13 protein-coding genes are annotated in these 13,544 nt (G+C 41.2%); 3 read left to right on the top strand and 10 right to left on the bottom strand.

Going from position 1 to position 13,544, the window contains the following annotated elements:
- Positions 1–121 precede the first annotated feature (121 nt).
- From FS458_RS02510 to FS458_RS02485, 6 genes are all read right to left on the bottom strand, one after another.
- Positions 122–406, bottom strand: a complete 285-nt coding sequence (locus tag FS458_RS02510; protein WP_144697539.1) for a hypothetical protein — start codon at positions 404–406, stop codon at positions 122–124.
- 35 nt (positions 407–441) lie between these two features.
- Positions 442–1,986, bottom strand: a complete 1,545-nt coding sequence (locus FS458_RS02505; RefSeq protein ID WP_144697536.1) for a glycoside hydrolase family 32 protein — start codon at positions 1,984–1,986, stop codon at positions 442–444.
- A gap of 102 nt (positions 1,987–2,088) precedes the next feature.
- Positions 2,089–3,546, bottom strand: a complete 1,458-nt coding sequence (locus FS458_RS02500) for a glycoside hydrolase family 68 protein (protein WP_144697533.1) — start codon at positions 3,544–3,546, stop codon at positions 2,089–2,091.
- Positions 3,547–3,851: 305 nt separating this feature from the next.
- Positions 3,852–5,126, bottom strand: a complete 1,275-nt coding sequence (locus FS458_RS02495; RefSeq protein WP_144697530.1) for an ABC transporter substrate-binding protein — start codon at positions 5,124–5,126, stop codon at positions 3,852–3,854.
- A 38-nt stretch (positions 5,127–5,164) separates the two neighbouring features.
- Positions 5,165–6,307 (bottom strand): response regulator transcription factor, encoded by a 1,143-nt coding sequence (locus FS458_RS02490; protein WP_144697527.1) that lies wholly within the window; start codon positions 6,305–6,307, stop codon positions 5,165–5,167.
- A 23-nt stretch (positions 6,308–6,330) separates the two neighbouring features.
- A complete protein-coding gene (locus tag FS458_RS02485) occupies positions 6,331–8,109 on the bottom strand; it encodes a sensor histidine kinase (protein WP_144697524.1) in 1,779 nt (592 codons plus the stop codon).
- A 544-nt stretch (positions 8,110–8,653) separates the two neighbouring features.
- Between FS458_RS02485 and FS458_RS02480 the strand changes: the two genes are divergently transcribed.
- Both FS458_RS02480 and deoD read left to right on the top strand, forming a co-directional pair.
- The gene (locus tag FS458_RS02480) at positions 8,654–9,826 is read left to right on the top strand and encodes an MFS transporter (protein ID WP_144697521.1); all 1,173 of its coding nucleotides are present in this window, start codon (positions 8,654–8,656) and stop codon (positions 9,824–9,826) included.
- 103 nt (positions 9,827–9,929) lie between these two features.
- On the top strand, positions 9,930–10,640 hold the full coding sequence (deoD, locus tag FS458_RS02475) for a purine-nucleoside phosphorylase (protein WP_144697518.1): 711 nt from the start codon (positions 9,930–9,932) through the stop codon (positions 10,638–10,640).
- 49 nt (positions 10,641–10,689) lie between these two features.
- On the opposite strand, the gene FS458_RS02470 is transcribed toward deoD, so the two are convergent.
- The 3 genes from FS458_RS02470 to FS458_RS02460 all read right to left on the bottom strand — a co-directional run bounded on the left by FS458_RS02470 (position 10,690) and on the right by FS458_RS02460 (position 12,514).
- Positions 10,690–10,935 (bottom strand): hypothetical protein, encoded by a 246-nt coding sequence (locus tag FS458_RS02470; protein ID WP_144697515.1) that lies wholly within the window; start codon positions 10,933–10,935, stop codon positions 10,690–10,692.
- Between the two features lie 41 nt (positions 10,936–10,976).
- Positions 10,977–11,624, bottom strand: coding sequence for a hypothetical protein (locus FS458_RS02465; RefSeq protein WP_144697512.1), 648 nt, complete (start codon positions 11,622–11,624; stop codon positions 10,977–10,979).
- Positions 11,625–11,755: 131 nt separating this feature from the next.
- On the bottom strand, positions 11,756–12,514 hold the full coding sequence (locus FS458_RS02460; RefSeq protein WP_144697509.1) for a TrmB family transcriptional regulator: 759 nt from the start codon (positions 12,512–12,514) through the stop codon (positions 11,756–11,758).
- A gap of 147 nt (positions 12,515–12,661) precedes the next feature.
- Between FS458_RS02460 and FS458_RS20950 the strand changes: the two genes are divergently transcribed.
- A complete protein-coding gene (locus FS458_RS20950; protein WP_260858285.1) occupies positions 12,662–12,787 on the top strand; it encodes a hypothetical protein in 126 nt (41 codons plus the stop codon).
- Positions 12,788–12,974: 187 nt separating this feature from the next.
- On the opposite strand, the gene FS458_RS02455 is transcribed toward FS458_RS20950, so the two are convergent.
- Entirely contained in the window at positions 12,975–13,481 is a 507-nt protein-coding gene (locus tag FS458_RS02455) for an Imm6 family immunity protein (protein WP_144697506.1), read from the bottom strand.
- Positions 13,482–13,544: the final 63 nt, after the last annotated feature.

The following is a 13,544-nucleotide window of genomic DNA, read 5'->3' as shown; positions in this document are numbered from 1 at the left end:
AAATTTTCGCGTACACTGGTACCTTTGTAACGGCAGATGAGCCAACCAATCACCCATCACCGATTACCAACTTACCTTTTACCTATTACCCACTTTTTGCAATGGATGGTCGATGACCCACTCATTTTAAACCTATACTCCTTCTATATTCTCCAGTCCGGTTTAGGACTGGAGATCTTTTATGATATGCAAAAAAGCAGTTCCCTCTGTTGAGAACTGCTTTTTTATCATGGTTGTTAAGTTGTTTTACGGTACGTGTTTTTATAACTGTTACACGTTCACCGGTAAATGGAGTGTAACCACCTGAAAATGGCTGCTGACCACCTGAAACGATGACGTGACCACCGGTAAACGCCCCACGACCACCTGAAAACCACACATAACCACCGACAACCCGCGCAAACATAATCTACGGAACCCGCTTTCACACAAAAATCACACTCATTCTACATGTTTAACCTGTAAATTCTCAAATATAGCTTCTCCACCATCAGAAAATAGCGTTATTCCCTGATCATTATGCTCTGGATACACTAGACTTGAGTGCGCAACTCGTCCATCATCTACAAACACTTCCACACTTGTCTTATCTACAAGAATTTTCAAGTGAACGTTTTGCTTTCCAGAAGAAAATGGCGCTTTGCTCTCTACATATTGTCCGCTTTTATCCGGTTGGTTTGAAGCGGATCGGTTCACATAAGAAAACTGCCCTTCACTATGAATCCCAACATCAATATGACGATTCTTGTCTTCGGACTCACGAAGTCTTAAGCCGATATTCTTGCTGTCTTCCCAACTGATATCTGTTTCTAACACGTATGAATCTCCAGATACATCGAGGGTTTTCTCTCCATCCACTTTTATCTGCTGGAAAGAATCCCTATAACTCGTGAAGTTATCTAATGCTGCAACCGGTTGTGACGCTAAATAATACCGATCAGCATCAGCATCTCGTTTCAACTGAAGTTCACGCACCACGGAATCCATACCGTTAAAATCTTCTTTCATCGTCGGCGTCTCATGCGGATAGCTCCAGTTGTTCATCCAAGCGAGCGCATATCTTTTCGCATCAGGATCACTCTTCTCTCCTTCATCAAACGTCACGCCGCCATACCAATCAAAGCCGTGATCCAGCCACTCTGGCTCTTCATGATCAACAGCAAAGAATTCGCCGTTAAAATCTCCTGTCCAATACGCGTACGTGTTTGGCTTTCCAGACGCAAGACCATTTGCGCTCACCCCGAGCACCCATTTCAACGTTCCATCTTCTGCACGCATCAAAAAGAGATCAGGACACTCGATCATTCCAATTTCTTTCGTTTGAAAACCGCTCGTAAATCTCCAGTTTTTCAGATCATCAGACTCATAAAAACCGATCTTCGTCCCTTCTGCCATCAGCATGATCCACTTTTTCCGCTCATCATCCCAGACGACTTTAGGGTCTCTAAAATCTTTCGTTCCCGGGTTATCTAAAACGGGATCCTCGCCATGAGGCTTAAACGTCTTTCCTTCATCCGTACTGTACCAAAGAAATTGCTTCTGTTTTCCTCCGTCTTTTGAAGGCTGTGTCAGAATAGCGATAAACGCATTCTTCCCGAACCCAGCGGTATTTTCTTTATCGATTACTACAGAACCTGACCAAACGTCTCCGTTATCGTTCGTGAATTTCGGAATCGCCACGCCTTCATCCCTCCAGTTCACAAGGTCTTCTGACGTTGCATGGCGCCACTCTGTTCCGTTTCCGTCTGGGTAATCTTTGTTATACAGATAATAATAGTGATATTTCCCTTTATAATAGACCGGTTTCTGAGGATCGTTCTTCCACTTATCAGGCGTTGTAAAATGATAATCCGCACGGTATGATGGGTCGTTCTCCTTTTTTGGAACAGGCTTACTCGATTCATCCATCAGATGATTCACCAGAAACATGCCTGCAACCAGTAAACTTAGAATAAATAATAATGGCCATTTGTCATTCTTATACATGACTTAACCTCCTAGTAATCCCTAAATAAAAAGAAATGCCATCTCTGGCATTTCCTTTTGGTTGATGTGTAGGGTAGGTCGAAAATTGATTGATAGAAATCTTTACTTCGTTAGTTGTCCTTGTTCAAGGATGCTATTTTTCACAACAGATGTTTTCTGGCCTTTGATGTTCATCTCGAAGCTTGGTGCAAACGTTGATTTGCGGTCTTCGAAAAAGCCTCTGTTTGTCATGTAGCTTGTTACAACGACATTGTCGCTATTTTCTTGCGGAATCGCATAGTGTGCATACGTCCAAGTGATGTCGTTCGGATCTTGGTCTTGGTGCAACACGATACCTGTTTTGTTCAACGGTTTGAACGGGCCGTCTAGAGAGTCAGCTGAATACCCAAGCATGTAGATGTCTCTGTCATCGATGCCGTCGATCGTCATTTTAGAACCACGGCTGCTTGTGAAGAGGTACCATTTTCCCTCTTTTTTGAAGATGTTTGGTCGCTCGATTTCATCTGTAACCGTGTTGGATACGATAAGTGGCTTCATCACTTTTTTCACAGAATAATCGTCGTTGATCTCAATGATTCCGATCGCACCGTTTGCTTTTTTAGCTGTTTCTTTCTTATCAGATGCTAAAAGCTTCTTCTTTTCATCTTGGAAGAAAGCGTTGCTCTTTCCGTAGTACGCTTGGTTATAAAGAGATTCTTCTCCTTGGTAACCTGTTTCTGTACCTGTGTTCGCTTCAAATACTAAATATTTGCGTCCATCTTCTTCAATATAGTGAGGATCTCTGAACGTATGGTTGTCGTTGTAGTCCCCGCCACCGAACGCTTTTTCAACCGTTTGGTACATCTTGCTGTCTCCGCCTTCAAAGATAGACTTGTAATCTTCTACACCGTCGATCTCAAGCGTTTTGTTATCAGGTTGAGAAAGGTTAACTTGCGCTGTTGTTAACGTCTGTTTTCCGAAACGATCTTGATCCGGCTTGAATGCTTCACGGTTCGTGTAGAACAAACGAACTTCTCCGTCAGAAGTGAACGTTGCAGAACCAGACCACTCTTCAGATTGATGCTTTAAGTATTTATCATTTGCTTTGAACTTGTCATCGTCCTCGAAAACGCGTCCTGCATTTTTCCAAGCATCGATTGATTGATCATCCGCTTTTTTATAGAACATGTAGATGAACGTGTCGTTCGGGTTCTTCGGATCACCTGCTAGACCGAAAACGATGTGGTAGCCTTTGTATTCAGCAACCGTTCCGTCCGCGTTTTGAAGTGGCCACGTATCCCAAACATCCATGTCGATCTGTTTACCGTTTTCGTCAACCTTCTTAGCTGACTCTACGTTCTTGATCGTAGATGCATCAAATTTTGGCACTGTATATTTTGGATCGTTATGTTGATTGATCATCTGCTTCATGTCGTAGCGCGTGATCTGTGAAGTTCCGTACGTTTCTTTAAAATCTGAAGGGGTTTGACCTGACGCGAATGTTGTTGCGCCCCCTCCTAATAAAATCGCAGTACTGAGTGATACGACAGCTACTTTTTTCGCCATATTACGATAGTTCATACGTATTCCTCCTATGTGATTTTCGTTGGGACTGAAGAAACAGTTCCAATCGTTTGTCTTTGCTAGTACAAGTATAGGGGAGGTTTTGGCAAGTAGATATGGCATGGATTGATGAGGATTTCGTCTTAAATTGATATCGCGTAAATGTTTTTAGTGAAAAGCGTCATTGAATGTAATGTAAGATGGTGGAGCAACTATGTGGTAAGCGCTGAGATGGCTCACCGTACTTCCCTCGGAAAATTAAGCATCTGAAATGGAGATCCACCACTTTCACAACAAAAAAGACCCCTTATCAAGGAGTCTCATCACTCTTGTGTTTCACGTGCTCTGTCCCAAGAAAGTTGAAATTCTCGCAACAGCTGCTGGCGTGTCAGTTGTTTACCTACATACATCTGCATGGCAGATCCAAACTCTTCTTTCACCCCCGCCGGAAAGCCGTTCCAGTTGGCATCCAGTGTGTTGCCTTTTTTGTATGCAGCAATCGTCTCTTTAGCAAGTGGACCTAAGTCATCCGTTTTAATGTTTTTAAAAACCGGAATGAACTTAAAACGCTTGGTTATGAACGTTTGCCCTTTTTTTGAACTCACCATCCAGTTTAAAAAGCGCTTCGCTTCTTTTTTATCTGATGAATCTGCCTGCTTGTTCACGACCCAATAGTTCGGCACGCTCACCACAAGCTGATCTGTCGGCTCGTCGTTAATCGGTATCGGCATGAAAGCAACATCTAAATCAGGAGCACGTTCATCGATTATCGGTTGAATCCAATTTCCTTGCAGAATCATCGAGGTTTTTTCTTTTGCAAATAGGTCTACTTCCATGTTGTAATCCGTCGTTAACGGGTCGGCGTTTCCGTATTTCAGCGTAACATCCAATAGATCAATCACGTCCTGAAACAGTGGATTATCCGGGATTTGCACCTCACCTACATTCAACTTTTTTATAAAAGCATCAGGATCTTGCTGTCTCGCAAAAGCCACATTTAATAAGTGGACACCGAGCTTCCAGTCCTCGTAATAGCCGGTTGCGAACGGGGTGATTCCTTTTGTCTCTAGCATCGCCGCTGTCTTTTTCAGTTCTGGAAGTGTTTCTGGTACTTGCTCAATTCCTGCACGTTGAAACAGTTGCTTATTGTAAATAAAGCCGTAACCTTCTAAATTCATAGGCATTCCGTACACGTTTCCGTCCATTTTGATCGCGTCAAGCGTACCTGGATAGACTTCCTTGACCCATTGCTCTTTTGACAGGTCCTCTAAATAAGGCCGCCACGTCTCAGCATTCTCATACCCCGTGTTTGTAAAAATGTCCGGTCCCTTACCTGAAGCGAGCTCTGCTTTTAAGTCGGAATAATCATCTGCCGCTCCTCCGACCGTACGAATCCGTATATCAATCTCAGGATTTTCTTTTTCATAGACTTTTGCAAGCTCTTCAAATTCAGAGGCGATCTCTACTTTCGGGTTTCGGATATCAAGAACGACCCTCTTCTCTATCTTTTCTTCTTTTTGTGGCCTAGAATCACTTTCTTTCTGACAGCCCGCAAGAAGAATCGCTATCATACCAATGATTACATAATGCTTTTTCATGTTTCGTGGAATCACCCCTTTCTCTATAAAATCTCTGCTTACGATTTTTCACCATTTCGAAACTCAAACGGTGTTATCCCTACTTCTTTTTTAAAAAGCTTAGAAAAGTATTTTTCATCTTGGTACCCGAGCATCGTCGAGATCGAAAAGATGCTTTCATCACTTTCCTTCAACCAACGTTTCGCTTGGTCAATCCTCAATTTTGTTATATATTTCGATAACGTCATGCCCGTTTCTTGTTTGAACTTGCGAGAGATATGCTCCCGGCTGAAAAAGAACCGGTTCGCTAGTCTCTCTAAACTCATATCTTCCATGTAGTATGTTTCAACATACGAAATAATATCGTTCATGCGCTGCTTCGATTCAAGTTCGTCCAACCGCTGAATCGATCGGTAGTTCTGGTTTTCGAGCTCACTTTGGAGATCGTTATATTTTTCGTGAATCTCCTGAAGTGACTGCAGCTCGCCCTTTACGAGGCGCACCGGAATATCGAGCTCACGACTTAAATGCTCTTCAACGAAAAACCATTCCTCCGCCAAGGTGATGAGCACACTTTGATTAGAGTCACCCGGCAGCATTACAGCATTCCCGATTTCTTGTTCCACTAACTCATCAGCCAGCTTTTCGATATAAGGTGCCGGCTGATGCATCTGATAGAACGTTAATAATGTAAAATCATATTTTTCCGATGACGGCAGGTTTGAAGCGATAAGGTCGAGGTCTGCCGGCTCACCGAGACAAGCGGCTAACATCGTCTGACTCCATCGAATCTTAACCGCGTCCTCTTGATACAAACGAGACTTTCTTTCCTCATCATAAGCCGAAACCGCTTTTTTCAGCACGTTGTTAAACGCCTCATCCTCGACCGGTTTTAATAGATAATCGAAGCTGTTATGCTGAATGGCTTTTCTCATAAACTGATAATCATCGTAACCCGTAATTAAGACCACTTTGCCTTCGTACGAGATAGAATCCAGCCACTCGATCAGATCCAAGCCACTCATGCCAGGCATTTTAATATCCGTAAAAATAATCTCCGGCTGCTCTTTTTCAATAACCTTCTTCGCTTCGTTTCCGTTTGCTGCTTCCAAAAGCTCTGTTATCCCGTGTTCATCCCATTTCCCGATATACCGAATAACATCGCGGACATTGAACTCATCGTCAGCTATCAACACCTTCATCTTCGTTTCCCTACTTTCTGTCACTAAACTGCGGGCTCGTCGCTTAGCTCTTTTGGAATGACAATCGTCACCGAAAAACCTTGTCCATTCAGCTGATCCACAAGGAAATCAGCTCGCGTGCCATAGTTTAGAATCAGTCGCTGATATATATTCTTCAGTCCGATATGCTCGTTTAAAGGGGTACCTTCCGATGCTGATCGATAAATGTTTTCTCGTAAACGCTCTAAATCACTTGATGTGATTTCAGGTCCGTCAGAATTTTCGACTACCAGGTAGATTGAATCACTTTTCACCTCGCCTGAAACCGTAAGTTGCGCTTCGTAATATCCCTCTTCATACACATGCTTGAAAAAATTCTCAACGAGCGGTTGTAAAATCATACTTGGAATCCTACTCTCCAGTACCTCATCACTAAAATCCAGCGAATAATGAAGCTCTTTTCCGAATCGAGCCTGTTGCAGATTGAGGTAAGCCTTCATATAATCCACTTCATTCTGCACGCTCACCCACTGGTTCGCTTGCATGGAATAACGCATCATCTTAGACAACGAAGTTATAAGGCTGTACACTTGCGGTGACTTGGAACGCAGCGCCACCGCTCCGATCGATTGCAGAGCATTGAACAAAAAGTGCGGGTTCACTTGTGACTTCAACGCGCGAAACTGATTTCTTCGGTTTTCGATTTCTAACTTATATTCACGATTAATATGAAGGTTGATCCGATCCGTCATGTCTTTAATATGCCGTTCCAAATGTCCGATCTCATCTTGCCGCTCGTTTTCAAAAGGTATCTCGATATGTCCCCCTTCGATCCCGCGCACCTTCTCACTCAGTTCCTGAATCGGTCGAGAAATTTTATATGAGATGAAACTAATCATGAGAAGACCTAAAAGGCCGACACCAAGACCGACAAGGATATTGATGGTTGCTGTCTTCCTAACATCGCGGAACAGTACGTCACTCGGCGTCTTTTTCACTAACTTCCAGCCTTCAACCGGTCCATCTAATGTCTTTGTTAACGAAATTTCTTTATTTGTTGTGCCTTTTTGGATTCGGCTTTTTAGATCTGACGGAACACGTTTACCTATTAATGAAGCATCCGTTGCATACATGATTTCGTTTTGATCATTAATCAGATAAGCTGATGACCCGTTTTCTCCCGCTAAGTTACTCACGATTTTTGAATACTCACCTAAACTTATGTCCATCGTCATGATTCCAAGAAACTTGTCAGACGGCACTTCCTTTATTTTATGATGAATGCTTAACACCTTCGTACGGTCTGACTCTGGAATAATCGCCGCATTGTTATAGTTTTTTATCACATGCGGGGGCTCGATCAGGTAATTTTTATTGGATTTAAACAATTGTTTAATATGTTCTTGATTCAGTAGCTCCGGCTGCGGTTTTCGTGTACTAACAGTCGCGTTATAAACGGTAAACGACTCTTTTCCTTCATTTAAATAAAACCGGAGCTGGCGAATCTCATTTCTCGTTAAGTAAAACGTCTCAATACTCTTCTCAACCGAATCCTGATCAAAATAGATCGAGTCTTCAAACCCCTCGGTAAAAATTCGGAACAGATCTGGATTTCGATACAAGATGTACGGGAGGTTCACCATGTCATCAAAATATTGTTGGAGGTCTTCCGCATTCTTTTCCAGCTGCATCTTGCTGTTGTTGAGCTCATATTCCTCAACACTGTTCTTCGTATAAGCATAAATGAGAAAAATCGTTAAAAAATACGGCACGATAATAAAACCCAGCAGCATGAGCAACAAACGACTATGTATACTTTTCACGTGCGACCTCCTTTACATGAAGTTTTTCCTATTATTGTGCAATCAAAACGAGGTTTGGATGTTTTAGTTGTTCGTGGTGGTGGGTGGTTTTGTGAGGATTTGTTTGTTGTGGGGATGGGCAGTGAGAGGTTTTCAGCAAGATGTTTTGAATTGGACAGATTATCCGCCGAACTGGACAGATTATGTTGTAGATTGGACAGATTACGTGGACAAACAGACAGATTAATCATTGAATCCGACAGATTGCATGTCGCCCATAGTAATTTCTGCTCGCTTGAAGATGCTTTTTCGGGGTGCACCCGTACCTCCACAACCACTTACTGTCGACTTATATGAAAATACTGTCCACTTTTTGAGTTTTACTGTCCACTTTCTATGAAATACTGTCGACTTTTACACATTTACTGTCCACTTCCCTATTTTTACTGTCCACTCCAACTCCCCAACCAAACCCTATTTTTAACATCAATTTCGTTATTGCCACCACAACCAAAATAAGTTACCATTACAGGGGTAACTTTTATATAAAAGAAGGTAGATAAATATGAACAAACGTGTTTATTTGTTAACGATCGTCTCGTTTGTGGTTGGGATGGTCGAGTTAATAATTGGCGGCATCCTTGACCTGATCGCTAACGATCTTGGCGTTAGTCTCGGTAAGGCGGGCTTTCTGATCACGATCTTCTCACTCGTGTTCGCTATCGCGGCACCTATCCTGCTTACGATGACAGCTCATATCGAGAGAAAACGACTAACGATCATCTCTTTATTTGTGTTTCTAATAGGTAACGCACTCGTGATTGTGAGTCAGACGTATTCGATGCTGCTCATCGCACGAATTTTATCCGCGGTTAGTGGTTCGTTACTCGTTGTACTTTGTGTGACGATGGCATCTAACATCGTGGAAGAAAAATATCGAGCTCGCGCGATTGGTGTTGTGTTCATGGGAATCAGTGCTTCGCTCGTACTCGGCATTCCTGTCGGCTTAATGCTTGGAAATGCGTTCGGTTGGCGCGCACCGTTCATCTTGATCACTGCACTTACCGTTCTTTCCATACTCGGGGTGCATTTCTTCATGAATACGTTGGCTCCAAAACCGGCGATTCCAATTAAAGAACAGCTGCGGACATTAAAAAACAGACGAATCTTGTTTGCTCAGATCACATCGTTCTTGTTCTTAGCCGGTCACCTAACGTTATACGGATACCTGACTCCATTTTTAAAAATGACGCTTGGACTTAACGGAACATGGGTCAGCATCGTATACTTAATATTCGGTGTTGCTGCGGTCTTTGGAGGCGGAATAGGTGGTATGCTTGCTGACAAGTTCGGAACAAAACCTACGATTATAGGCGTTATTATTGTTTTTGCGGTCTCAATCTTTATGATTCCTTATACAACTTTTGCTTTTCCGCTATTTTTAGTGGTCATGGTGATTTGGAGCATGCTCAGCTGGGCGATCACGCCGGCGATGCAGAGCTATCTGATCGAGTCATCACCTGAAACATCCGACATCCAGCAGAGTCTAAACAACTCGGCGCTACATTTCGGAATCGCGTTCGGGTCCATGATCGGCGGAATCGTGATTGAGAACGCATCTGTCGAGAACAACGCAACGGTCGGCGGACTGCTGATCATCTTAGCACTCGGAACCGCTGTGCTTTCTATGACAAAAAAAGCACGCCCGTCTCAAGAATCTGCACATACTATTAGCTAGGTTGCGAAAACTATGGCATGATGAAGGTAGAGAAATTTTTGGTAAGTTATCAATATCTGAGGAGGTGAAACCATTACAATCGTAACGATGTAATGGTGAACAAATGAGTATTCATATCGGCGCAAAACAAGGTGAAATCGCAGAAAGCATCCTATTACCAGGGGATCCGCTTCGTGCAAAATATATTGCAGAAACATTTTTAGAAGACGTAACATGCTACAACGAAGTTCGCGGCATGCTAGGATTTACAGGAACATACAAAGGAAAACGCGTATCTGTTCAAGGGACAGGCATGGGGATTCCATCGATCGGGATCTACACAAACGAGTTAATCCGTGAATATGGCGTGAAAAATTTGATCCGCGTTGGTACGTGTGGCGCGATACAACAAGACGTAAAAGTACGTGACGTAATCCTAGCGATGACAGCATCTACGGATTCTCGCATGAACCATTTGGCGTTTCCAAACATCGACTTCGCACCTTGCGCAAACTTCGATCTTTTAAGAAAAGCGTATGAAGCTGGAACAGCAAAAGGCTTGAAGATCAAAGCAGGTAACGTATTAACAGCTGACTTATTCTACCGCGATAGCATGGATATCGTGAAAAAGCTTGCAGATAACGGTGTGCTAGCGGTTGAAATGGAAACAACAGCACTTTACACAATCGCAGCAAAATACGGTGTGAACGCACTATCGATCTTAACAGTAAGTGACCACATCTTCACAGGTGAAGAAACAACATCTGAAGAACGCCAAACAACGTTCAACGATATGATTGAGATGGCTTTGGAAGTTGTGAGTACTCAAGAATAAATAATAAAGAAACTGCACTCTATATGGATAAGGTGCAGTTTTTTCCCCTCTATAAGGACTCGTTTTCTTCCCTTTTTGCTTTTTCTTTCATGTAATCCTCATAAGCGTCTTTAACTTTATCTTTTTTGGGAGCAATTTTAGAAATTCTTTGGTGAAGATCATTTAAAAGGTAGATTCCTCTAAATAAACATCCAGCGATAATCGCAAAAGCGATAACTCCCCCAAATACTGGACCAAACATAAGTAAAAACGCACCTAACAAACCACTTAACACAATAGATAATAATAGATACATACTAATCTTTCCTTTCAATTTTCTATTTTTAATTAATCATTCTAATCTGACCAGTAAAAAAGACTATCGAATATCTTATACTTGTCTCCAAAATCAGGGATGCAAAGTAGCGTGGGGATATCCGCTTTAAACGGAAGTTCTTGTTCTAGATATTCTTTCTCTAAAAAAGAATACCCATATTTTTTGAGGATGGCTTGAATTTCGTTAAATTCGTTATCCCAATCTCCAAAAGGTAGTTTCCCAAAGTCTTCACTTAGTTCTGCAAAAGAATGATTTTTGCTAAACGTTTCGTAACTATATCGAGCTTTTACTGATTCATTCTTTTCTTTATAGCGTTCATCTTTTGAGAATATAACAACTGGAGCTAACCTGTTAACATATAAGACAACACCTGTATAACCTGTGGAAGTAACCCAAACATCGTCTTTTTCGTAATATTTCTTGGTTTCTTTTTGGATGATGCTGCGTCCACCTGTTTTAACACAGAAAATTTCTACGTAAGATGCATACCCACTGCCGTAGTGATCAAATTCTCCAAAACAATCAACAGAATTCGATTTTTTTAGAGATTCAAACAAGTCTAGTATATGATTTTCTATTGTTTCTTCGTTTTTTGTGTCATAAGGATGAGCAACACCAACTGGTTCACCTGAAATGATTAACTTGAGTTGTTCGTTGTCAAAGCGCATTTAAGTAACACTTCCTTTTTGCTTGTAGAATTCAGTGCTCTTCTTATATCGGTAGAAATGATTGGCTTCACATAAAAAATAAGGCTCAAAAGATAATTTTAAATATCCCTTCGAGCCTACTTACTTTTTATTTAGTATCTTAACTTCATCAATACGCTCTTAATCTCTTCATCATTCATCATTAGTTCTGAATGTTTCTCTGTAATCTTAGCTAACGCCACATCATGATAAAAGAATTCGATGAAAACCTTGATGAATGGACGAGATTTGGTCTTCAATGCTTGCCAACTCTGACTCTCCATCCCTGCGAAGATGACTTCCGTCTCATCAACGACTACAAGGCGAAAGCGCTCTAGGGAGTGATGCTCTTGCGCAGGAATCAACGTGTGCACATGAGAAAGTGTGGACTCCAACTCACCAACAACAAGCACTTCCACATCCACTCCCTGCTTTTCCTTTTCTTGCAGAATCGGTAGGATTTCTTGAATATCATCCTGCCAGCCAGATACGCGAATGGATTTCTCCGCCGTTTGGAGAAGCTGCTTCGTTTGTGCACGAATCGACGAATCTACCTTCAGACTCCAAACGTGTTCATCGTAAAATTTCCGCTTCGACGTATTATTTTTGAGTTGCTCCACGTTTTCCTGAAATTCTGTCGTCAGCTTCTCGATCACGATTGATAATGGCAACGCGGTATACAGCTTCTTCTTTTCTGACACCGAATCCAGCACCATACCTTTTTCGATCATGCGCGATAGCACTTCATATATCTTTGATTTCGGAACACCCGAGTATTTTACGATATTCGTCGCGTCCATCGGTTCCTCGCTTGACGCAAGAACCTCGAACACCTGACTTTCGTATTGTGAAAAACCGAATTTTTGTAGCATGGTTCCTCCTAAAAATAGCCTCTTATCTTCTACAGCTATCTTAAAACAATTATGGCCTTACTACTAGTCCTTGAAACGTTTCTTTATAGGCTCCACGAGTATTCAATCGCTTAATGAGTATGATCTATTGAAAGGGAGACCGAGTAAATGAAAAAAGTAATGGATTTTTTTATCGCTCTCTTCAGCATTGGATTACTAGTTTTAGGCCTTTTGTTTTGGGACGGTCTAGTCGAAGGATTTAATAAAGCTTATGAGTTACTAACTTCAAACTAGCTAAAAATTATAGTTTAAAACCACTGCACTTTTATCGTTGCAGTGGTTTTTTATTATATATATACTTTCTTGTACTTTCATCATGCTTTATCAACTTTATTCCTTATAAACAGGAGTTTTACTACAAATAGTCCAATAAAAAACTACATATTATTTTCCTTAAAGAAAAACATCATTTAACTATTATTTATATTTGTAATTCAATTAAAACTTCGTCCCTTAAATTCCTCTTAATACTTCCATTATTATATATATCTAGCAACAAATATATATCATTAATATAACTATCTGCATGCTCTACACATGCATTAAAACACTCCAAAAAATGTTCTACTAAAGTATCATCTACTAAAGAAATTGGTTCAGGATAATATTTAACACCTTCTTTTTCAAATGCCTTTCTACTAGTAAATGCAACTGTATCAATTATACAGTTCCAAGCCATAATATCTGTTTCATTATCAGCCAGCTCTAGAGAGATGGTGATACTCGTTTCTTCATTATCTAATAAATCATAAAGTAAATCTCCACTAGTGTTTTTGTATTCCAACCATTCCCAGCAATTGTACAAGGCATTCCGAGCTAGTTTTTGATCTTCCTTTGATGTAAGTTCGGATACTACCCTTTCTGAAAGTCCCAGAAAAAATAATATTTTACCATCATCCGATAAATTATAGAATTTTCTAATTATCAAAATGCCCTCCAATTAATTTGTTTTAGTTTCTATTAAAAATCCAACTTTTTTGATTTTATCCTT

Source organism: Fictibacillus phosphorivorans, assembly GCF_007673525.1.
Lineage (GTDB): Bacteria > Bacillota > Bacilli > Bacillales > Fictibacillaceae > Fictibacillus > Fictibacillus phosphorivorans_C.
The sequence above is the reverse complement of the archived record's forward strand: the minus strand, read 5'-3'. Positions and strand labels throughout refer to the sequence as shown.